Below are 22,347 nucleotides of genomic sequence, written 5' to 3' on the forward strand. Positions count from 1 at the left end.
GGCTCAGAGCGCGACCAGGACCTTGGCCTGGCTCGGAGAGTCGTGGAGCCCCGCCGGCATGTTGGCGTTGGCGCCGTTATGCGCCGTCGGCGCCGTGAGGTACACCGCGCCCTTGCCCTCGATCTTGACCTTCGAGCTGCCGCGCTTGAACACCACCTTCTGCGCCACCGTCCCTGAGACGACACCTCCCGCGACCCCTGCCTGATCGCCGTTGCTGGTCGGTATCTCGGACATCTCGACGACAGCGTACTTGTTCTCGATCATCACCTTCGTCGAGGTCGCCGTGGCGTTGCTCACCATGGCCATGTTGGGAAACGGCGTCGGAATGGGCGGGGCCGGCGGCGCAGGAACCTTGCACACGTCGGGCATGCCCATGCAAGTGCCCCCACCCTTCGATCCCGCTGGCATCATCGCGCTCGCTCCTGCTTCTCCTGCCGCTAGCCGAGCAGCACGCGCTCGCCGTCGATGCGCGTATCCTTCTCCGACGTGATCGTCGTCCGGCGCCCGAGCAGCTCGAGGGTGCTCGACACCAGCGTGCGAAGACGCCCGGCGCGCGTCTCGAGGAGCCCTTCCACGTCGTGAAACACATCCATGGCGCGCTCGATGACGCGGCCGGCGCGCAGCTCCCACTGGCCCACCGCCCAGTCCGCCTTGACGGCATCGACCGCGAGCGCTCCCGCGGAGACGCGTGCCTTCTCGCTCGCCAGCGCGATCGAATCCTGCGTCAGCTCGATCTTGCTCCCATCCACGCCGGCCGAGAGGATCACGCGTCCGGCCGGCGCCGAGAGCTCGAGATCGGACGTCGCGGAGATCCTCAGCTCGCCCGTGGCACCATCCAGGCTCGCGACCAGCGCGCCTCCGGGATCGAAGAGTGCGAGCACCTGCCCCTCGACGGTCGCCCTGGCCCCGGAAGGCGCCACGAGCTGGGATGACTGCGCGGCGTGCACGACGCCCGTCACGTAGACGGTGCCCGAGTCCGCCTCCTGGACGAGCACGCGATCGCCTGTCGAAGGGCGATAACCCGGCACCGCGATGCGGGCCGCCCACTCGGTCTCCGAGCGCGAAACGCCGCGCAGGCGGACGCGCCCCTCCTCCACGCCCAGCACGAGCGCCTCGACCACGGGCTGGACGGACACTCCTCCTCGCTGCGCTGCCCCATGTCCTGTCTTCATGATGTCACCCGCTCGTAGAGAAATCTTCCGCCGCCGCTCGGTCTGGATCGGTCCCGCGCAGGCCATTTCTGCTCGCGCCCGAGAGCCGCGCCTGGCTCATGTTCGCGCGGTGCGTGTTCGCGAAATCGAGGATGGCATCGGCCAGCGTGGCGTGGCTCAGGTCCGCGTGGGACAGGTCTGCCCACGAAAGCGAGGCGCCCTCGAGCGAGGCGCCCCGCAGATCGGCCTTGCCGAGCCTGGCCTGACCCAGCTTTGCGCCTCGAAGCTGCACCCCCGGCGCCATGACGCGGACGAGCTCGGCGTCCTCGAGGAGGGCCTGCGATAGATCGGCCCCATCGAGCCTCGCCTCGGTGAAGTCCGCGCGCTTGCCCTGGAGGCCCATGAGCTTGGCGCGCCGCAGATCGGCCCGCGCGAAGCAGCTCTGGCCCGCCTTGACCCCGCGCAGATCGGCGCCCTCGAGCCTGGCGTCGGACAGGTTGGTATCCTCGAGGCTCGCGCCACGGAAGCTCACACCCGAGCCCTCGACCCGCTCCAGCAGGCACTGGCGGAGCTCGGTGCGCTCGTCCAGCTTGCACGTCGTGAGGTCCGCGCCGCTGAAGTCCGCCAGAAAGAAGCGTGCTCCCCGAAGATCGGCCGCGCCGAGCGCGGAGCTCCCCACACGGCACGTCGTGAGATCCAGCCCGGCGAGCGACGCGCCCGCGAGCGTGACGTCCGAGAGGTCCGTGCGGAGGAAGCGCGCCTCGCGCAGATCGGCGCCGGTCAGATCGGCTCCCTCCAGGTTGGCATCCACGAGGAGCGCCTGCGTGAGGATTGCGCCGAGAAGCCGGGTATCGGCCAGGTCGGCGCCGGTGAAGTCGGCCCCGGCGAGCTCGACCCCCGAGAACTGCGCGCCGGTGAGCCGCGACCCGGCGAGCTTGGCCCCCGCGAGCGACACGCTCACCCACTGCGTTCGCTGGAGGTCCATCTCGCGCAGATCGATGCCGGCGAGGTCCACCGCCTCGACGCGCACACCCCGCGCCCTGCCCTGAGCGCAGAGCTCCATCAGATGAGCGCGGCTCGTGACAACGGCGGTTGCGGTCATCGTGGCTCCTCAGCGCCGGCTCGGCGCACGCGCCATCCTACCAGCGGCGCCGGGCGCCCAGGGGGAAAAGTGCCCTCCTCCGCATCACGCGCCGTCGTCTTCTTCCTTGGGACGCTTGATCCCGTAGAGCTGCCCGTCGCCGGCGTCGATCAGCTTGAACCGCGGCTGCCGCATCTGCGGCGGGATATGCGCCTCCACGAAGCGGTTCCAGTTCGACGCCATCACGCAGAGCGCCTGGAAATACGTCTCGGGGTCGAGCCGCAGCGAGGAGACCACACGCGCGCGCTCCGCTCCGGCGCGCCCATCGAGCGCGTTGCGGCCCGGAAACGGCGCGTGGTCGGTGAACACGACGGCGAACTGGCGCGGCGAGTGCAGGACCTGCACACCGTTCGCCGCAACGGGCGTCGCCTCCGTGGACCAGTCGATCGGCATCGCGCCGGGCTCGGCAGGGTTCACGGCGCCGCTCGCCTTCATGGCCTCTTGCATCGCTTTGATCGCGCTCTCGGCGTCCTCGGGGCTGCCCATCCGGGCCGTATAGCAGAGTGCTGCGCTTAGGGGTATGGGCCGGGGCCGTCTTCCGGCATAGTGGGCGCGCCCATGACGTCGACCCAGCCGACCCCCGCCTCCACCGGCAGAGCGAGCTCGCTGACCTTCTCCCCCGCCGCGCTGCGCTTCGGGCCCGTGCCCGCAGGGGCGGCCGACGTGCGCGTGGTCGTGGTGCAGAACGGCACGGAGGAGGCGGTGAGCCTCGCGCTCGATCCCGGCGCCGCCGAGTTCAGCGTCCTGGGCGACGCGACGACGGTCGACGCCGGGCAAGAGGCCGAGCTGTTCCTGCAGTATCAATCCGCGGCCGAAGGCACGCACAGGGCGGCCTTGACGGCGACTGGCCTGTCGGGCGAGCTCGGGCGCTGCGCGCTCTCCGGCACGACCATCCCGAGCCTGACGATCGATCCCAGCGCGATCGCCTTCGGCGACGTTCCGGTCGGGCAGAGCCGCGTGGAGGTGCTCTTCGTCACGAACGCGACCGGCAGCGACGTCGAGCTCGTGCTGAGCCCGGAGGTCGGGGGCACGTTCACGATCTCCCCCGCGAGGGTGCCGAGCACGTCGGTGCCGACGGTTATCGCGGTCACCTACGTGCCTGATGCGATCGGCCCCGCCCAGGCCACGCTCCGCCTCTCGGGCTCGCAGCTCTTCGCATCGATCTCGGGCGCCGGTGTCGTCCCCAGCGACATCGAGTTCGTGGACGCGGACGCACAGCGCTTCAAGGTCGAGGTGCCGTTCGACCACGCGCGCCTGTTCCTCGGGGCCGGCGTCACCAGCAGCCCGGCGGGCACCTTCTCGAACGTCGACGGCTGCGGCCTCGACGCCGACTCGAACATCTACCTCAGCGCGCGCAACAAGCGCATCTTCGCGCAAGCGGGCGGAGACATCTTTCTCCAGGCCGACGGCGGCGAAGAAGGAGATGGCTTCGCGCAGCTGCACCAGCAAGGATCGAGCGGGAAGGCGATCCTCAGCTCGAACGGCACGGCGTACGTGGCGGGAAAGGGCGGCGTCACCATCAGCGCCGGCGTCAAGGTCAAGCGCGAGGACGGCGCAGCGTTCGACAGCACGCCAGACACTGGGACGATTGACACCCTTGCAATCACCTTCACCGCGTTTGACATGGCCGTCGCTACCAAGCTCTTCTGGGACGCGGGGCGGAGCTACTTGGAAGATCGCGCCGACACGCCGCGCTTGAAGCAGTTCGTGGAGATCGCCGGCGCGGTCGCGGCCCTCGCCGCCCCCGTCCTCGGTGGGTTGGGCGCCGGCGGCCTGGTCCCGGGCGTCACGCTCTTCGGCGCGGGCGGCATCTCGATCTTCAGCCCTGCGTATACCGTCGTTCACGGCGTGGCGGGGCTCGCGCTGGTCTCCATGTACCCAGCGATCTTCGGCCTGGTCGACGCGGGGATCTGGGCGGGGGACGACGTCGGCATCACGGCCTCGACGGGCGCCGTGAAGGTGTTTGGTGGCAAGTCGGTGAATGTGCACTCCGCGGAAGAGATCTCGATCGAGGCGTCGACCAACAAGCACCAGGACGGTGGCACGATCGAGCTCAAGGGGAAGGCGATCACGATCGGCAGCGGCGAGGGTTCAGCGACGGAGCCACGCACGAGCAGCATCGAGGTGAGGGCGCAGTCGCTCGTGATCCGGGTCGGCAGAGGTGTTATCAGGATGGATGACGAGGGCAACATCGAGCTCGGCACGGACCGCAACATGATCAGGGTTGGTCCCGCAGGCATCGAGCTCGACGCCGTGAGCGTCGTCGCCCGCGGCGGCGCGTCCAGCCTGGAGCTCGACGACAGGCAAGTGAAGCTCTCCTTCGGCGCGAACGACTCCCTGATCATGGACCCGAGCAGAATCAGTCTGAGCCGGCTCCACGCCGGCAGCGTGTCGATCGCGCCGAACTTCAGCGCGCTGAACTACAAAGAAGATGCAGCCATCATCGCGAGCGCGAAAGGCTTGACTCTCGTCGGCAAGCGGCACAACCTGGGGTGACCCTGGTCCTCCAGCGGCGGTCGTCGCTCTCTCCGAGGATCTAGATGCCGAGCGCTGGGCTCCGCGTCGTGATCAGACGTAATCGTCGAGCTCGACGACGATGCCCGAGACGGTCCTGATCTGATTGACGTGCGCGTTCGAGGCCGTGACCGGGGATGGCGCCGACTCGTTGGGGATCGCGCCGACGATGATGGGCCTGTCAGGATCGCCGTCGATGAACCCGAGCAGCACCTCCGTCCCCGGCTTGACAGGGAAATGCATGCCGTAGCCTGGTCCCGCGTGCGGCTGCGCCATGCGCACCGGCCGCGACGCCTTGGCGCCGCCGCCCGCCGCGGTGTCGAAATGGAACTGGACGGTGTACCTGCCCTTCGGATCGATCCGCGCGCGCTGCCCCACCGAGTTCGACTCCACGACCCCGCTGAGCAGCCCGTGGATCCGCGGCCTCGGCGTGATCCTGGGCGGTCTGTACGCGCGGCTCGCGGGGATCGCGCGAAACGAGTTCCTGTAGGAAGGCGCGCTCTCGACGCCGCCGTGCCCCCCCACGACCTGGTTCGCCTCGTGCTCGACCTCGACGAGCAGGAGGCCGCTCTCCTGCACGTGGCGGTGTCCCTCCAGCGTGAACCGCAGGCCCGCGCCGAAGGCGGGGATATCGCTCTCCCCGACATAGACATCGCGCGTGGACTGGCGCTCTTCGGCGCGGACCCGGGCGAAGAATTTCCCTTCGTCCGGCGTCTTGAAGTGCGCGCCGTACTCCACGACGCCGCCTGCATACGCCGCAGGAAGCTCGTGATGCGCGGTCAGGTCGATGCGCGGATTTCGATAGTTGTAGTCCTGTACGACGTACCCGGCCGGGATGAGGCGTGTCTTCACCTCCAGCGAGAAGACGTCGCGTTGCTCGCCCCTGGGCCGGAAAGGCACGTCGCCGCCATCGCCCACGGCGCCGAACCCCTCCATGTGATCGGTGAGCACCAGCACCTCGCGCTCCTCGCCGTGCTCGAAGAAGAAGCTGATCCCGAGGTGCTCCGCGAGGCGCGAGATGAACGCGAGATCGCTCTCCCTGTACTGCACGACGAACTCGCGCGGCGGATAGGCCTCGAGGAGCCGCTGCTGGACATCCGACGCGATGCCCACGAGCTCGATCTTCTGCTGGATCATCTGTGGGATGGTGAGATCCATCAAGATCTCCTGCGTCTCGACCAGCGTTAGGCGCCACGCGCGCGGGACGAGGAGCAGATCGTAGCTCCGGTGTTCCGCCTCGACCTCCAGGCGGTCCACGAGCTCGGCGATCATGCCGTGAACACGCCTGAACACGACGCCGTCCCGCTCCATGACGATCGTCGCCTCGGCGCCCACGACCTCGTCCCTCGGCAGCCCCTCGGGATCGAGGCACAGGATCGATATCTGGAACGAGAAGAGCTGCGAGATGACCTCACGGCCGCGGAGCGTGCGGACCCGCACGTGATCGCAGCGGAACGCCGCGGATTCCAGGCGGATGGTGAGCGGGTGCCTTGCCGACATGGATATCAAGAGACCGCGGAATGCCGACCACGTCAAGCGATACGGCGATTCTCGCCCGATGTTCCGCTGCGATGGCCGTCACCGGGTGAAGCGGCCGTAGAGCACGCGCTTCACGTCCACCGAACGAACGGGAGCCTCCGGCGCTCGCGGCGGTGGCTGCGGCGCCGGCAGCGGAGGCTCACCCTCGGAGGAGGCCTGCGGCTCCGCCGCGTAACCCCTCCTGGGCGCGGCCCCGGCGGCTCGCGGCGCCGCGGGGCTCGGGGGCACCGCCGAACCCGCCGGCGACGCGTCGGGCCCCGGCGCCGCTCGCGGCGGGCTATCCGGCGGCGGAGGCCCCGCGGCCGACGAAGCAGCGCCGTCGCGTCCGGCGGCAGGCGCGCGGTGCGCTGGTTCTTCGAGCTCGGCGGGCGACGCGCCGCGAACGGGGTGCGGCGCGCTGTCTGACGGACGATTCACCACAAATGGCAGCGTGCCGCGCTCCAGCCTCTGCGACACCATTCCCGTGGCGGTCGGGAACGGTTGCGTGAGGAGGAGGTCTTCGCGTCCTCGGCGCCGAGGTTGAGGAGCCGGCGCCGGTGGAATCGCTGGCGGCAGGTCCGGACGGAACGGCAGCGTGGCGGGCTTCAGGCGCGGCGCCCCCTCGGGCTCATCCTCCAGCGGCACGGTGCGGAGCAGGCGCGCTCTCGAAGGCATGGCGCCGTGCCGCGCAGCGTCGGCGGTGACCCCGGCCTCCGACTCGCCGGAGGCCGTGGGAATCGGCGCCGGCTGCACCCTCGCAGCCGGCGTCGAGCTCTCGGGCCATGACAGCGGCTCTCCCTCGACCTCCACGGACGCGACCGCCCGCATGGACGCGAGCGCCAAGCGGCTGGGCAGCGCGAGTTGCCCGCGCCACACGAGCGTGCACCGCTCTCCATCGGCGTCGATACGGAGCGTGTCCGCGCTGAGCACGAGCGTCCCATCCGTGATGCCGTGTTCGGTCAATCCGGAGACCCTCGCGAGACCGCGCGCGCGCGGCACCCTCGTGGCGAGGCGCGGCACGCCGGGGCGCACGCCGTGGAGCACGATCCACTCGCCGCCGCGCAGGCGGTCGAGCCGCTGATCAGGCGGCGCTGCCTGGAAGTATTCCCACGCAAAATCATCGGGGATCTCCGCGAACGGAGCTTCGATGCTCGTCCTCTGGCACGCGCCGAGGAGCTTGCGGCGGGAGGGCCATGTCCCGCCGATCGGGCCGAGACACGCGGGCCGGCGCGGGTCGGCCGGCGCGACGAGGTTGGGCTCCCCGTCACCGGGAAGCGCCCCCAGGCCGACGGGGTTGTCGAAATACCCCGTCCCGCCGAACGCCCGCTCGTACACGAGAGGCATTCGCTGGAATGCCGCGGTGTGGCGGACCAGGAGCGACTTCTGCAGGAGCGTGCGCCCCTCGTCGGCCACGGCCAAGCCCACCTGCACCGACTGCGCAGGCGCTTCGGTGGGTGAATAGGCGTGTCCCGTCAGGACGACATCGACCTTGGTCAGATGAGGTGCCAGATCGCGGGTGATTCGGGTGCTGCTGCTCGGGTCGTCGTGATGCGGGACGTCGTGCTCGACGATGCGCTCGGGCTCGATCCGTCGCATGGTGCCGTCGGGCACGAGACAAAATGTCGCTTTGACCACGATCGTCGCGTGGATACGGCCCCGATAACGCCAGGCGATGGCCGCGGCGGCGCAGCCCGGTGCGGTCACGATCGCGTCACTTGAAAACAGCCCGCCGCTCATTTCCTCTCCTCTCGTCGTCTCTCCAGGCGCCTGATCCGCGAGGCCTCAGGGGGCCCTGGATCTATCTTGACACCACGTTCCATAGAAGGAAATGGTGAACCTTCGCCCGTGTCGAGCTCAGCGGGGACGAGGCCTGGCGGGGAGAAGCAGGTCCAAACGTTTCGGAGACGTCAAGCCCCACCTTTGGGACCTGCCCTGGGTTGACAGAACATTTTTCATGCGATCCGGCTCTCCTGGAAAGAAAAATGGCGCTATATCAATAACTTACGCATGCGTCGAAGGGGCCGCCCTCACGCCACAGCCTGCGGGAGCTCGTTTGAAACGGCCCGGCTTCGCCCCCGGCAGGGCGACGCAGAGCCCTCAGCCGCGCGGTGTGCCGGCGCACTTCGTCCTCACGGCGCGGCCTGCACTTTCCGGGTCGGCTCGCGGCTCAGGCACGATGCCTCACTCTGCACACCTGGGCCCATCGGACCAGGTCATCCCCGTCGGTGGGATCGCGCGCTCGGCATTCCGGAGCTTCTAGCGGCGGTCCAAGTCGCGCGAGCATCTCCGTCGCCGCCGCTGGCTCGGTTACAGCATCTGAATGACGCACCTCCCCGCCACGACCAGTACAGGAGAGCAGGTCGATCTGATAGATCCGCCGCGAGAGCTGTACCCACGGGACCCGTGGCGACATCGCCAGAAGCAGCCCTCCCAGCAGACGATCCAGGTGTCGAACCGAGATGCCCTGTGTCACGCTGAAGACCCGGGCGGGCGAGAGGATCGCGGTCGTGCTGCCATTACGCGCCCGTCCTCCCTCGACTCCAAAGAAAGGTCGCCATCGCGGCGAGAGGTTGATCGCCGCGCACGCCCTCGCCGGTCAGCCTCGGCGACCAGCTGGTGGGCGCGATCAGCGTCCCGGACTTCGCCGACCTGCTCTCTCGCAGGAACGTGCTGCCGCTGATCGTGATGGCCTTGCTGACTGATCGATCGCGAGCGGTCGCCGGAAACAGTAGCGATTTTGATAGTTTCCGCCTGTCTCCCCGCCGAGGGCGGCTCCGGCGTGGCCCAACGGGGCGCCCTACGCCGCCGCGTCGCCCGCGGTTGAGGGCCCGCGGCATCCCCGATCGGGGTCGGCGCCTGGCCCGGCGGCACAGCGCCGAGGAATTCTCCTTCGCTTGCCGCCCCGTCGTCGGGCCCTTCGATGCGCTGCCGCCTGTTTCGGGCTCGTGCCTGCGTCCCCGCACTCTGCCGGCCCAATGCCTGAATCAAGCCGAGCCGCGAAGCGCCGTCGAGTTCATTCTCAAGAAGAACTCCGCGATGCTGAGATCGACGTCGTCCGGCATGCATTTGAACGCTCGTAGGCCAACACACACGAACCCGACCGGTCGGGCGTCGCTTGTAATGACGTGCGCTCGCTGGAACGGCTGCGTTGGGCCCTGATCCGACTGCGGAGTCCGCAGGTTGCCGGGCGGTGTCACGCTTGAGACCCAATCGTTGACGATGTCCGGTTGCCATCGACCGGCCTCGTCCAGGACGTAGAAGCTCGTATCGAAGCCGGAGATCTCGTGGACATACATTGGCCAAACGCTCCGGAAGAACTCACGCGCTTCCCGCGTGCGCCATGCGTCAACGATGGATATGCTCATCTCTTCCTCAACATGTCGCGACGACGCCAGCCTGCCGAACTATCAGTCGATTGGTCAACCGAAACCGCCGGACCAGGTCTGTCTAGAACACCGAACAGGTTGAAAGGCCGCGTGCAAGAGAGATCTTGAACCACAGAGGCACGGAGGGCGCAGAGGAGAGAGAAATGGACGTGCCATTCCCCTGCCTCTCCTTCCCCTGCCTCTCCTCTGTGTCCTCTGCGCCTCTGTGGTTCATTCTCGGTCTTCAAGCTGATCGGTGCTCCAGGGGGGGTCCGATGGCGCACGAGCTGCGCCTTGCGGGTCCTCGGGGAGACCGGCATCGTCGAGGGCGACCCGCGCACCGGCGCGCCAGCCAATCGGTGGCGCTGCGCACCTTGCTGGACGACCTCCTGGCCAGCCGACCCATCGAGGTCGATGCCGCGCCGTCGTGACCCTGCTCGGGCGCGGAGGGACCTCCTTGGCTACCAGCCGGATTCGTCGTCGTCGTCGCCCAGCACGCCGCCGATCAGGCCGGCAGCGCCGCCGGCGGCCGCGCCGCCGCCGCCTCCCACGAGACCCCCGACGAGCGCGCCCTTGGCGGCGCCGCCGACGAGATCGCTCCCCGAGGACTCCGTCACTTCCCTCTCGGCAACCGGGGCCGGCGCCTCCTGCCGGGTCTCTGTCTTCGCTGGCTGATTCTTCTTCTTCTTCTTCATGGTGAGCTTGGCTGCAACACCCGCGCCAGCAGCGCGCGGGCGCTCACCGGAGCTGGAAAGGCCGGCTCAGCCCGGCCGGTTGCGCATGAAGTCCGCCACCTCGCCGAAGCGCTGGTCCAGGAAGGCGTGGAGCGGCGCGGGCACGCCGAGCTCGGTCATCGCCGCGCGCATGCAGCGCAGCCACGCGTCGCGCATCGCCACATCGACCGGGACGCGGGCGTGGCGCATTCGCAGCCGCGGGTGGCCGTGCGCCGCGATGTAGTCCTGCGGGCCGCCCAGCCAGCCGATCAGGAAGAGCGCGAAGCGGTCGCGGCTCTCCCGCGCGACCTGGCCGCGCTCGTCGCACACGTGGAGGCGCGCGAGCGCCGGCTCGTCGCGGGCCATGAGGTCGTAGAAGCGCTCGACCAGCCGGCGCACCGCCGGCTCGCCGCCCAGCAGAGCGAAAGGGGTCTCGGACGCATCGACCATTCGCACGCCGTCTAGCGATCCGCCGCGGAGTCGTCAACGTGGGCCGGGTCGTCCGCTGCGACGTGGGTCGGGTCGTCCGCCCGGCTCCGCGCTCGACGCGCTGGCGGCTGGCGACGCGCCGGCGCCGGACGACGCGCCGGGGCCACTTTATGAACTGGTGGGCAGCGACATCCGCTGCCCGAGCATCGGACCGGCCACCTCGTCGAGCGCCCCCGGCCACACGCCGAGCGGGCTCGACGGCGCCGATCGTCGCGATGCTCTCGTGGTGTGGGGCCTTCCGCCCGAGGCCGCCGCGGGGAGGCGGCTGCCACCGAGAGGTTGCGATGAACCGGGAGACGCTCGCTCCAGGGATGGTGTTCCAGGGCCGCTACGAGCTCTTCTCCGTGCTCCGGGAGAGCAGCCTCGGCACCGTCTACCAGGGGCGACAGATCGAGAGCGGGCAGCCGATCGCCCTCAGGCTCATGCGCCTCGACCGCGGCGGCGACCCCGCAGATCCAGAAGACGTCGCGCGCTCCCTGCAAGAGATGCGTCGCAGCGCGCGGCTCCACCATCCCAACATCGCCCGGCTCATCGACGGGGGGCAGACGGACGAGGGGCACGTTTTCACGGTCAGCGAGCTCGTGCCCGGCCAGAGCCTGGCCGAGCTGCTGTCGCAGCAGGGCGCGCTCGAGCCGCAGGAGGCGCGGCACCTGATGCGGCAGGTCCTCGACGCGCTGGCCTGCGCGCACCGGCAGGGCATCGTCCACGGCTCGCTCCGGCCGACGCACGTGATGATCGCCCCCTCGGCGGCGCGTCGGGACGCGCGCGTGCTCGATTTCGGCCTCGCCGCGGTCGCCGCGAGCCTGCGGAGCGGCCGGGGCGGAGGGCCCGCCTCGGGGACCGAGCCCCTGGGCTCGCTGGCGTATGCCGCCCCCGAGCAGATCTGGGGGCTCGCGCCGACGGCGCGCGCGGATCTGTACGCCTGGGCGCTCATGTTCCTCGAGTGCCTCACGGGCAGGCGCGCGGACCGCGTCAGCGCTCCGGACAGGGACGATCTCCACCAGCAGCACCGCGGGCAGGTCCGGATCCCTCCCGCGCTCCTCGGTCACCCGGTCGGCGCGATCGTGCGGCGGGCGACGAGCGAGGGGGAGGAGGCCGACGAGCGGCTCGTCACGGCCGAGGGCCTCCTGCGCGAGCTCGACGCCTGCGAGCCGGGCGGGCTCCGCCGCGCGACCCTCGTCGATCTCGGCGCGCCCGTCGGCACGGAGACTGCGGCGAGCCCAGGCTCGCCGCCTCCGGAGGGCGCGCTCCCCGAGGAGGTGGAGACGGCGGAGATGTCCGGGGCCACGCCGCCCCCGGAGGAGGCTCCGACGACGCCGGCGGATGCCCTCGCGGTCTACGCGCCCCCGAACGTCGGCGACACCATCAAGCACTACGAGATCATCCGCAAGCTGGGCCAGGGCGGCATGGGGGTCGTGTTCCTGGCCCGCGACACGAGGCTCGGCCGCCTCGTCGCCATCAAGCTCCTCCGCGAGCACAGCAGGCAAGGCATCGGGCGCTTCCTCGCCGAGGCGCGGGCCACGGCGCGGTGCAGGCACGAGAACATCGTGGTCATCCACGAGGTGGACGAGATCCACGGGCACCCCTACCTCGTGCTCGAGTACGTCAAGGGCCGCACGCTGCGCGAGTGGATGGCGCAGCGCGAGCACCCGAGCGCGTCCGGGTCGTCGCCCGTCGCGCACACGCCGCCCGGCCCGCTGTCGCCCAGCCTGGCCGTCGAGCTCATGATCCCGGTGGTCCGCGCGCTGGCCTGCGCGCACGAGCTCGGGATCGTGCACCGCGACCTCAAGCCGGAGAACATCCTCCTGGAGGACGCCGGCTCCATCAAGGTGCTCGATTTCGGCATCGCCAAGCAGATCGAGGCCGAGCGGATCTCGATGTTCACGGGCGCGCGCATGGTGCTCGCCGGACGGGCTCGGCCGAGCGCGCAAAGCACGATCCTGGGCACACCCCGGTACATGTCCCCCGAGCAGCTGCGGGGCGGGGACATCGACGCCCGCTCCGACCTCTGGGCCGTGGGCATCATCCTCCACGAGCTGGTCACGGGGGCGCACCCGCTCGACCCGTTCTCGGCGGCGCGGATCGTGGAGGTCGTGAACCTCGAGCTCCCGATGCCCGCCGCCAGCGAGCGGCGCCCGGACGTCGGCGCGCTCGGCGCCCTCATCGACCGCTGCCTGAGGAAGCGCGCGGCCGAGCGCATCGGCTCGGCCAAGGAGCTCCTCGCCGAGCTCGAGGACCTCCTGCCCGGCCGAACGTCGCTCGCGCTGAGCGAGGACGAGAGCCCGTTCGCCGGCCTCGCCGCGTTCCAGGAGGCCGACGCCCCGCGCTTCTTCGGCCGCGAGCGCGAGGTCGCCGCCCTGATGACGCGGCTGCGCAACCATCAGCTCGTCGCCGTCGCCGGGCCCTCGGGGGCGGGCAAATCGTCGTTCGTGCGCGCGGGCGTGATCCCGGCGCTGAAGCGCCTGGGGGATCGCTGGGAAGCGTTCATCCTGCGCCCGGGGCAGCGCCCGCTGTCCGCGCTCGTCGACGTGCTCGCGCAGGTCGCCGAGGCGGAGCCCGCCAGCGCGACGAGCTCGCCCGAGCTCCCCGACCACGACGAGCTCGTCGCCACGCTGCGCGCGCAGCCGGGCAGCCTCGGCGCCCGGCTGCGCGCGCGCTGCCGCCGGGAGGGGAAGCGGCACCGCATCCTGCTCTTCGTCGATCAGTTCGAGGAGCTCTACACGCTCGGCGCCGCCGCCGAGGCGCGGGCGGCGTTCATCGCGTGCCTCGCGGGCGCGGCCGACGACGCCTCCTCGCCGCTGCGCGTCCTGCTCGCCATCCGCTCGGACTTCCTCGATCGCATCGCCGACGACCACCACTTCATGACCGAGGTGACCCGCGGGCTCTCCTTCCTCCCCACCATGGGTCGCGACGGCCTGCGCGAGGCCCTGACCCGGCCCACCGAGGCGGCCGGCCACCGGTTCGAGACCCCGGCCATGGTCGAGCACATGCTGAGCACGCTGGAGAGCACCCGGAGCCCCTTGCCGCTCCTGCAGTTCACGGCCGCGAAGCTGTGGGAGGCGCGCGATCGCGAGCGCCGGATCTTGACGCGGGAGAGCTACGAGCGGCTCGGCGGCGTGGCCGGCGCCCTGTCCGCCCACGCAGACGCGGTGCTCTCGGCGCTGCCGCCCCACGAGCAGCGGCTGGCCCGGGCGGTGCTCCTGCGCCTGGTGACGCCCGAGCGCACGCGCGCCGTCGTGCGCCTGGAGGAGCTCCGCGAGCTCGCGCGGGACGGTCAGGGGGACGCCGCCCAGGTGGTGCAGCACCTCGCCGCCGCGCGGCTCCTGCTCATCGAGACCGGCGGCGAGCGCGAGGGCACGACCGTGGAGCTGGTGCACGAATCGCTGATCGAGCGGTGGGCGAAGCTCGGGCAGTGGCTCGCCGAGAGCGAGCAGGACGCGGAGTTCTTGGCCCGGCTCCGCGCCGCGGCCGAGCCATGGGAGGCGAGCGGGCAGGCCGAGGGGCTGCTCTGGCGCGATCGCGCGGCGAGCGACGCCCGAGCGTGGTACGAGCGCCGCCGCGCCGAGCAGGGGGCCGAGTGGCGCGCCGGGCTCGGCCGGCGCGAGGAGCGCTACCTCCTGGCCGTCGTGGCCCACTGCGAGCGGGCGCGCCGCCTGCGCCGGCGGCTCACCACGGGCGTGATCGCCGCGCTCACCGCGTTCGCGCTCACGGTGTCGTACCTGGCGGCCCGCGCCCACCAGCAGGCCACGCGCGCCGATCGGGAGGCCCTGCGCGCGCGCAACGCCACCCGCGTGGCCGCGGCGCGCGAGCTGCAGGCCGATCCCACGAGCGTGCTCGCGATCCTGCGCGAGGTCGAGCCGCGCGACGAGCCGCGGGGGTGGGCCGTCCTCGCGCGCTGGGCGCTGCACAGCAGGCTCGCGCGCGCGGTGCTCGTCCACCCGGACGGGGTGCTGGACGCGGACTATAGCCCCGACGGCAGGCGCATCGTCACCGCGTCGGCCGACAGGACCGCGCGCGTGTGGAACGCCGACGGCATCGGCGAGCCCATCGTCCTCCGCGGCCACACGGATCCGGTCTATTCGGCGGCGTTCAGCCCCGACGGCCAGCGCGTCGTCACCGGGTCCCAGGACCGGACCGCGCGCGTGTGGAACGCCGACGGCTCCGGCGAGCCCATCGTCCTCCGCGGCCACGAGGCCTGGGTCCTCTCGGCGGCGTTCAGCCCCGACGGCAGGCGCATCGTCACCGCGTCGGCCGACCGGACCGCGCGGGTGTGGCGCGCCGACGGCGCCGGCGAGCCCATCGTCCTCCGCGGCCACACGGATCTGGTCCATTCGGCGGCGTTCAGCCCCGATGGCAAGCGCATCGTCACCGGGTCCCAGGACCGGACCGCGCGCGTGTGGAACGCCGACGGCACCGGCGAGCCCATCGTCCTCCGCGGCCACACCGATCGAATCTACGGGGTCGCGTTCAGCCCCGATGGCAAGCGCATCGCCGCCGCGTCCTGGGACAGGACGGTGCGGGTGTGGAACGCCGACGGCACCGGCGAGCCCATCGTCCTCCGCGGCCACACCGATCGAATCTACGGGGTCGCGTTCAGCCCCGACGGCAAGCGCATCGCCACCGCGTCGCAGGACGAGACGGCGCGCGTGTGGAACGCCGACGGCACGGGTGATCCGTTCGTCCTTCGCGGTCACGACGATCAGGTCTATTCGGTGGCGTTCAGCCCCGACGGCCATCACCTCGTCACCGCGTCTCACGACAAGACCGCGCGGGTGTGGAACGCCGACGACGCCGGCGAGCCGATCGCCCTCCACGGCCACACGGATCGAATCTACGGGGTCGCGTTCAGCCCCGATGGCCGGCGCGTCGCCTCCGCGTCGCTCGACAGGACGGTGCGGGTGTGGAACGCCGACGGCACCGGCGAGCCGCTCGTCCTCCGCGGTCACGAGGACGAGGTCAACTCGGTCGCGTTCAGCCCCGACGGCCAGCGCATCGTCAGCGGGTCCTCCGACAAGACCGTGCGGGTGTGGCGCGCCGACGGCGCCGGCGAGCCCCTGGTCCTCCGCGGTCACGACGATCAGGTCTACGCGGCGGTGTTCAGCCCGGATGGCCAGCGCATCGCGAGCGGGTCCGGCGACAAGACCGTGCGGGTGTGGCGCGCCGACGGCGCCGGCGAGCCCCTGGTCCTCCGCGGCCACGAGGATCGGATCTACGCGGTGGCGTTCAGCCCCGACGGCCAGCGCATCGTCTCCGGGTCATCGGACAACACCGCCCGGGTGTGGCGCGCCGACGGCACCGGCGAGCCGACGGTCTTGCGTGGTCACGACGGCGACATCAACGCGGTGGCGTTCAGCCCCGATGGCCGGCGCATCGCCACCGCCTCCTGGGACCGGACCGCGCGGGTGTGGCGTGCCGATGGCGCGGGCGAGCCGCTCGTCCTCCGCGGCCATGCGCACTGGGTGCTCGGGGTGGCGTTCAGCCCCGATGGCCGGCGCATCGCCACCGGATCGCAGGACCACACCGTGCGGGTGTGGCACGCCGACGGCGCGGGCGAGCCGCTGGTCCTCCGCGCCGGCTCGCCGATCAATGCCGTGGCGTTCAGCCCGGATGGCCAGCGCATCGTCGCCGCGGCGGACGACCGGGTGGTGCGGGTGTGGACCGATCTCGAGGAGCTCCGCAGCGTGGACGACCCGAAGCTGTGGGCCGCGACCACCTACTGCATGCCGGTCGACCGCAGGATGGAGCTCTTGCGCGTGCCCGAGTCCGCCGCCAGGGCCAACCGGGAGGCCTGCGTGCGCCGCGTCGAGGAGGCGCGCGCGGCCGCCACGAGGCCCTGGTGACGCGAGCCACGCGCTTTCTGACGCTTCATCAAGACGCTCTCCTACCAACAAGGATCTTGGCAGTGGCCCGCGCGTCGATGACGCCAGGGATGTGCCGCAGCGCTGACGCGACGCGCTCGGAGAAGACGTCGAGATCCTGCACGGCGAGGCGCACCGCGCGCTGCAAAATCTCTGGCTCAACCACGAGCTCTCTTGGTTGAGCGGGCATGCCGCCTTCGGGTTGTTCCCGGAGGTGAAGCATCGCGGCATCATGCCAGGCCATTAACCATGGGTGACCGATCCAGAGCATCTCGGGGGACTCGGCCGACCGATGGGCGGCTGTCCGCCAATTTTCGAGATCGCTCAGATCACCACAACAGGTCGGTAACAAGAGAACCTCGCCGTCGTCGACGAGCGCGAGGCCACCGCTGAGGGCGCCGACCTCGTCATCAGCTGGAACGCTGTCGCCGAGGTGTACACGCAGGACCGTGATCAGCGCGTCCTGGGACGTCAGCGCATCGATCGCAACGAACCACGAGCCGGGCACGATGGGGTCGACACCGACCAGACCGCCCGCACGAAGGCACGCCCGCCAGTAGCAATCGCTTTCTGTTGCGGTCCACGGCCCCGAGCTCGGATGGGGCGCCGAACCGAAGCGGCCGGGCTCAAGCTCCACGACGGGCATCAGCCGAAGCGCGTCCGTCGTGACGTGAATCCTAGGCTGCTCCTCTGAGCGGCATCGGTCCATGTCCACCTTCGTTCTCGTCCGCCCAACGCCTGGCGATAATCAGCGGGCGAAGTCCGTCTGATTCATCGTCCTGTCGGGCCGCATCCGTCGACGGTCAGGAGAGCACTTCGGCGGCGGTCTTCGCCCCAAGGACGTTATCGATCCAGCGGTCGAGGGTCGCGATGTCCGTGCATCCCTGGATGCGCGCGCTCTCGTCCTCGCTGAGCACCACCCCTGCACGCGCGAGCAGCCGCAACAGGGTATCCCTCTTGCCCTTGAGCTCGCCCTCACGGATGCCCTTGAGCTCGCCCTCACGGATGCCCTCGAGCTTGCCCTCACGGATGCCCTCGAGCTTGCCCTCACGGATGCCCTCGAGCTTGCCCTCACGGATGCCCTCGAGCTTGCCGCGATCGATGAGCCTCTGCACGAACGGGGGAAACGTCGCCTCGCCTTCGATCTGCCGTTCCATGACCAACGCCTCCAGAGCCTGCCGCATCGGCTCACGCAACGCGTTCCAGATGAGCTGAAAGTAGACCATCGCGTGCTCCTGGTCGAGCCAGCCAAGGGCAACGAGCGCCGCCTGGACCACGGCGAGCCCGTTCGGCCCGTTGCCGTGCGCCACCGCCGAGAGCACGGCGAGCTCCGTCTCCGCCTCCGCGTCGGCTGGATCGGTGATCTCGGGGACGACGGCCGGGCCGAGCACCAGCGGCTCGACGTGGCCGAGCCCCAGGCCGAGATCGATGCTCTCCGCCGCCCAGGCAGCGACGCCGGCGTCCGGCGCGACCACGAGCACGACCGTGCGGCAGCGCTTCTTGGCGCGCACGACCGTGACATACGTCGGCCACGAGAACTTCTTGTTCGGATCCATGTCGCGCTGGACCTCGATGACGATCGCCAGCACGAGCACGCCGCTCGCGTCTCGAAGCTCGAGCACCAGGTCAGCGCGGAACTCCACGGGCATGAGCTGGTCGAGCGACGACTCGACCACCGCGGCGGAGGCGTGCGCCGGCACCTCGACGTGGAAGAGCGTCGCGAGCAAGCGAGGCGCGAGCGCCGGCTGGTCACGGAACATCTCGACGAGGGCGTTGTGCTCGAGCGTCGGCATGACGGTCGGCCTCGAGCACGCGACATGCCGACACGAAACGACGGGAAAATCCGAGAAGCGAGCCAGCTCAGGGGTGGCGGCGCCATGGCGGAACGGGCGGCGACCACGCCCCACGCCACGGCACGACGGCCCACCGGCGCAATCAGCTGTGCTCGCATCTCCGGAGATGGGCCGCCGCTGCCATCCATCGTGGCCGACGACGCGCGGGCGGGCGTTTCGCTATGGTTTCCTCGTACGATGTTCTGATGATCTTCCGTCACCCGGAGATCAGCCGAGGACCAGGTACGAGTCGCCGAACTCGTGGCAAAGATACCCCGCCTGCTCGGCGTACGCGTTGGCGCGGTGGAGCAGCGGGGCCGGCGCGAACGCCTCGAGCAGGCGGAAATGGCTCTCGGTCGGGTCGTGCACGCCGGTCAGGAGCCCGTCCACGACCCGCGGCCGGAAGCCGGGGTGGAGGACCAGATCGGTGACGCCCACGCCGGCCCGAAGCTCACCGCCGTTCTCGGCGGCGCAGCCCTCCAGGGCGCGCGTCACCGTCGTGCCCACCGCGACGACCCGGCGCCCGCTCGCCTTGGCCTCGCGCACCGCCGCCACCGTCTCCTCCGGGATCTCGAAGCGCTCCGGCAGCGGGAGCAGGGCGTCGAGCGCCGGCTCGCCGGTCGACGAGATCCCGGCCGCGTGCGTCAGCGAGGCGACGCGCACGCCGCGGCGGATCAGCTCGAGCAAGAGCCCCCACGCGAGCGGCCGTCCGGCCGACGGAAGCTCGGCGCAGCGCGGCCGGCTCGCGTAGCGCGTCTGCGTGTGCCAGATCTCGAGCGGCGCCGCGACATAGGCATACTGGATCGGCCGCCCCCTCCGGTAGAGCGCCGACCAGAGCGGCGCGCCCCGCTCGCGGAAGGCGATCTCGACGAGGCGCGGCGAGGCCGGCGACACGCGCTCGACCGCGGCCGACAGGTCGTCGCCGAACGTCACCGCGTCGCCCGGGCCGAGCGCGGGCGGCGGCGGGCGATCCTCGGTGCGCGTGCGAAAGGAGCCCGCGCCGAACAGGAGGGCCGCGTAGCGCCCCTCGGACAGCTCGCCGATGAGGCGCACCTCCACCGCCGCGCCGCCCCCGGTCGCGCCGTGGAGCGACGCCGGCAGCGTGGCGCCGTCGTTCACGACCACGAGATCGCCCGGATCGAGGAGCGCGGGCAGATCCGCGATGCGCCCGTCGCGCAGGCGCCCGAGGCGCGGATCCACGTGGAGGAGCCGCTCCTCGAGGGGGTTCTCGCGGGGCCAGGCGGCGGGGCTCATGGCGCCTCCTCGACGCGCGCCGCCTCGACGCGCGCGCCGCTCGGCACCTCGCCGGCGCGGCCGACGAGGGCGACGATGCGCCTCGCCACGTCCGCGGGATCGGCCAGCGCGCTCGGATCGGCGTCGGGGATGGCCTCGGCGTGCATCCGCGTGTTCATCTCGCCGGGATCCACCGCGTAGAACGCGACGCCCGTGCCCTCGAGCTCGGCGGCCCAGGTGCGGCTGAGGTGATCGAGCGCCGCCTTCGAGGCGCCGTACGCGCCCCACCGCGGATAGGCGTTCACGGCCGCGTCCGAGCTGATGTGGACGACGACCCCGCGCCGCCGCAGCGCCATCGCGCCCGCGATCACCCTGGTGAGGCGGAACGGGCCGACCACGTTGACCTCGAGCACGCGGCCGAGATCTTCGCACTCGGTGTCGAGCAGGATCGGCAGCGGCGTCCTGCCGAGCGTGCTCGCGTTGTGGATGAGCAGATCGACGGGACCGACCAGCGCCGCCGCCGCCCCGGCGATCGCGTAAGTCTGGCCCTTGTCGCCGATGTCCGCCGCGAGCGCGTGCGCCACCCCGCCCTGCGCGGCGATCTCGGCCGCCACGGCCTCGAGCGGCGCGCGCTCGCGCGCGACAAGGACCACCTTCGCCCCCCGCCTGGCGAGCTCCCGCGCGAGCGCGGCGCCGAGCCCGCGGCTCGCCCCGGTGACCAGCGCCGCGCGCGGCGCGAACGGCGCGCCCCGCGCCGCGCGCGCCTGAGAGATGCCTCCGGCCTGGATCAACGACTCGCTTCCGGTCGATTCGTCGTTCATGTGCTTCCTCCTCGACGAGAGCCTAATCCGCGCTGGCTCATAGCTTGGAGATACCTCCAGTATCTTGGAATCGTGCTAATCTCCGGTCATGGATCACGACGCGGAGCTCGCGGGGCGGCTCTCGAAGAACATCAAGCAGCTGCGCGAGGCGCGCGGGCTCACGCAGCAGCAGCTGGCCAAGCTCGCCGGCGTGCCCCGGGCGACCTGGGCGCACCTCGAGTCCGGCGCGGCGAACCCGACGCTCGGCGTGCTCCACCGCGCCGCCGCCGCGCTCCAGGTCTCGATCGAGGAGATGCTCTCCGCGCCCCGCGCCACGTGCCAGCTCTACGCGCGCGACACGCTGCCCACGCGCTCCCCCGGCCAGGCGCTCGTCCGCAAGCTCCTGCCGGATCCGATCCCGGGCATGGAGATGGATCGCATCGCGCTCCCGCCGGGCGGGCGCATGACCGGCGTCCCGCACACCCCGGGCACCCGCGAGTACCTGACGTGCGAGTCGGGGGAGCTCCAGCTCGTGGTCAGCGGCGAGCGGTTCACGCTCGGCGCCGGCGACGTCGCGGTGTTCCGCGGCGATCAGCGCCACTCGTACAACAACCCCGGCAAGCAGCCGGCGGTCGGCTACTCGGTCGTGGTGCTCGCGCGGGTGCTCTGAGCCGCGGGCGCTCGCCCTGAGCGCGCACGGGCGCTCGCCGTCAGCGCTTCCTTCGCCGGGCCAGCGTCGCGCACGCGAGCAGCGCGAGCGCCGCGCCCCCGAGCGCCCCCTCGCCGCCGGTGCCGCGCTCGCCGGCGGCGCGGCAGCTGCAGCCGCGCACCGCGGCGTCCTCGTCCCCGCCGCCATCGCCGCCGCCGCTGCCCGGCTCCGTCCCTGAATCGCACGTTCCGCCGGGATAGACGTCCTTCTCCGTCCACGCGGGCTCGGACGGCCGCGAGGAGCTCGCCTGCGCCGTCTCCGGGTCCTTCCTGTAGAAGCAAGGCCTGCAAGCGTGCACGGCCTCGCCGGCGACGTTCCCGGCCGCATCCATCGCCGTGGCCCGGAAGCAGAGCGCCGTCGGGGCGTCGATGCCGGCGAGCACGTCCACGGTCCGATGGATGGCCATGGTCACCGACGCGGCGGTCGTGAGCTGGCTCGTCGAGAACACCGGCTCCGTGAACCTGACGTCCCGGAACGCCTCGACCGTGTAGATCACGGGGGACTCCCCGGGCCCCGCGGCCTCGCCCTCGGCCGTGACCCACCACGCGAGATCGCTGTGCGATGCGCAGCTCCCGCTGCTCGGCCTGGAGTCGGCATAGTCGTAGAGGTCGAACGAGAGCCCGCTCGGCGTCGGCGGAGCCTCCGTGTCCGCGGCGCCGGCCGTGAGCTCGATCCGCGTCGCCTCGCACCCCTCGTCCGGGCAGAAGCTGCCCTCGATCACGACCGCCTGCCCCTCGCCGGGCGGCGGCTCGATCCGCGCGACGAGGTCGTAGCCCGCCGCGGGCACGTCCGGCGCGGCCACGAGGCTCGCCGGCTCGCCGTCGACGGTCACCGACACGGCGTCCAGCGAGAGGGCGTGGCCGGCGAAGAAGAGCGCGGCGTTCCCCGGGGTGGACGCGCCGGTCTCCGGGAAGACCTCCGTCAGGCCGGGATACGGCATGCCGCACGCGTCCGCGCTCGCCTCCATCGCCAGGGGAAAGGCCAGCGCCGCGATGATCCCAGCAGTCCACGAACCATGGCTCAT

17 protein-coding genes are annotated in these 22,347 nt (G+C 71.3%); 3 read left to right on the forward strand and 14 right to left on the reverse strand.

Annotation, left to right across the window (positions count from 1 at the left end):
- Positions 1-3 precede the first annotated feature (3 nt).
- The 4 genes from NQZ70_RS31560 to NQZ70_RS31575 all read right to left on the reverse strand — a co-directional run bounded on the left by NQZ70_RS31560 (position 4) and on the right by NQZ70_RS31575 (position 2,778).
- Positions 4-375, reverse strand: a complete 372-nt coding sequence (locus NQZ70_RS31560) for a PAAR-like domain-containing protein (protein WP_129577537.1) — start codon at positions 373-375, stop codon at positions 4-6.
- Between the two features lie 62 nt (positions 376-437).
- Entirely contained in the window at positions 438-1,136 is a 699-nt protein-coding gene (locus tag NQZ70_RS31565; protein WP_207217535.1) for a DUF3540 domain-containing protein, read from the reverse strand.
- Between the two features lie 40 nt (positions 1,137-1,176).
- Positions 1,177-2,253 carry a pentapeptide repeat-containing protein gene (locus NQZ70_RS31570; protein WP_129577539.1) on the reverse strand — a complete coding sequence of 359 codons (1,077 nt, stop codon included), beginning with the start codon at positions 2,251-2,253 and terminating at the stop codon, positions 1,177-1,179.
- A gap of 84 nt (positions 2,254-2,337) precedes the next feature.
- A complete protein-coding gene (locus NQZ70_RS31575) occupies positions 2,338-2,778 on the reverse strand; it encodes a hypothetical protein (RefSeq protein ID WP_129577540.1) in 441 nt (146 codons plus the stop codon).
- Positions 2,779-2,850: 72 nt separating this feature from the next.
- Here NQZ70_RS31575 and NQZ70_RS31580 point away from each other — a divergent pair, with 72 nt between their 5' ends.
- Positions 2,851-4,788, forward strand: a complete 1,938-nt coding sequence (locus tag NQZ70_RS31580) for a hypothetical protein (RefSeq protein WP_129577541.1) — start codon at positions 2,851-2,853, stop codon at positions 4,786-4,788.
- Between the two features lie 72 nt (positions 4,789-4,860).
- Here NQZ70_RS31580 and NQZ70_RS31585 read toward each other — a convergent pair whose 3' ends face one another.
- From NQZ70_RS31585 to NQZ70_RS31605, 5 genes are all read right to left on the reverse strand, one after another.
- Positions 4,861-6,306 (reverse strand): type VI secretion system Vgr family protein, encoded by a 1,446-nt coding sequence (locus NQZ70_RS31585; protein ID WP_129577542.1) that lies wholly within the window; start codon positions 6,304-6,306, stop codon positions 4,861-4,863.
- Between the two features lie 78 nt (positions 6,307-6,384).
- On the reverse strand, positions 6,385-8,061 hold the full coding sequence (locus NQZ70_RS31590) for a DUF2169 domain-containing protein (protein WP_129577543.1): 1,677 nt from the start codon (positions 8,059-8,061) through the stop codon (positions 6,385-6,387).
- 1,247 nt (positions 8,062-9,308) lie between these two features.
- On the reverse strand, positions 9,309-9,689 hold the full coding sequence (locus NQZ70_RS31595; protein WP_129577544.1) for a hypothetical protein: 381 nt from the start codon (positions 9,687-9,689) through the stop codon (positions 9,309-9,311).
- Positions 9,690-10,150: 461 nt separating this feature from the next.
- Positions 10,151-10,384, reverse strand: coding sequence for a hypothetical protein (locus NQZ70_RS31600; protein WP_165374274.1), 234 nt, complete (start codon positions 10,382-10,384; stop codon positions 10,151-10,153).
- A 66-nt stretch (positions 10,385-10,450) separates the two neighbouring features.
- On the reverse strand, positions 10,451-10,852 hold the full coding sequence (locus tag NQZ70_RS31605) for a group II truncated hemoglobin (RefSeq protein WP_129577545.1): 402 nt from the start codon (positions 10,850-10,852) through the stop codon (positions 10,451-10,453).
- 323 nt (positions 10,853-11,175) lie between these two features.
- Here NQZ70_RS31605 and NQZ70_RS31610 point away from each other — a divergent pair, with 323 nt between their 5' ends.
- Positions 11,176-16,731 (forward strand): serine/threonine-protein kinase, encoded by a 5,556-nt coding sequence (locus NQZ70_RS31610; protein WP_237244218.1) that lies wholly within the window; start codon positions 11,176-11,178, stop codon positions 16,729-16,731.
- A 28-nt stretch (positions 16,732-16,759) separates the two neighbouring features.
- Here the strand turns inward: NQZ70_RS31610 and NQZ70_RS31615 are convergent, their stop codons facing one another.
- The 4 genes from NQZ70_RS31615 to NQZ70_RS31630 all read right to left on the reverse strand — a co-directional run bounded on the left by NQZ70_RS31615 (position 16,760) and on the right by NQZ70_RS31630 (position 20,635).
- Complete coding sequence (locus NQZ70_RS31615) at positions 16,760-17,464, reverse strand: hypothetical protein (RefSeq protein WP_207217536.1); 705 nt, start codon at positions 17,462-17,464, stop codon at positions 16,760-16,762.
- Positions 17,465-17,552: 88 nt separating this feature from the next.
- Positions 17,553-18,542 carry a hypothetical protein gene (locus NQZ70_RS31620; protein WP_129577547.1) on the reverse strand — a complete coding sequence of 330 codons (990 nt, stop codon included), beginning with the start codon at positions 18,540-18,542 and terminating at the stop codon, positions 17,553-17,555.
- Between the two features lie 267 nt (positions 18,543-18,809).
- Positions 18,810-19,835, reverse strand: coding sequence for an S-adenosylmethionine:tRNA ribosyltransferase-isomerase (locus NQZ70_RS31625; RefSeq protein ID WP_129577548.1), 1,026 nt, complete (start codon positions 19,833-19,835; stop codon positions 18,810-18,812).
- Entirely contained in the window at positions 19,832-20,635 is an 804-nt protein-coding gene (locus NQZ70_RS31630; RefSeq protein WP_207217537.1) for an SDR family oxidoreductase, read from the reverse strand. The genes NQZ70_RS31625 and NQZ70_RS31630 overlap by 4 nt, the downstream gene beginning before the upstream one ends.
- A gap of 88 nt (positions 20,636-20,723) precedes the next feature.
- Here NQZ70_RS31630 and NQZ70_RS31635 point away from each other — a divergent pair, with 88 nt between their 5' ends.
- Positions 20,724-21,284 (forward strand): XRE family transcriptional regulator, encoded by a 561-nt coding sequence (locus NQZ70_RS31635; protein ID WP_129577549.1) that lies wholly within the window; start codon positions 20,724-20,726, stop codon positions 21,282-21,284.
- Between the two features lie 40 nt (positions 21,285-21,324).
- Here the strand turns inward: NQZ70_RS31635 and NQZ70_RS31640 are convergent, their stop codons facing one another.
- Positions 21,325-22,347, reverse strand: a complete 1,023-nt coding sequence (locus NQZ70_RS31640) for a hypothetical protein (RefSeq protein ID WP_129577550.1) — start codon at positions 22,345-22,347, stop codon at positions 21,325-21,327.

It is taken from the genome of Sorangium sp. So ce836 (assembly GCF_028553905.1).
GTDB classification, from domain to species: domain Bacteria; phylum Myxococcota_A; class Polyangia; order Polyangiales; family Polyangiaceae; genus Sorangium; species Sorangium cellulosum_D.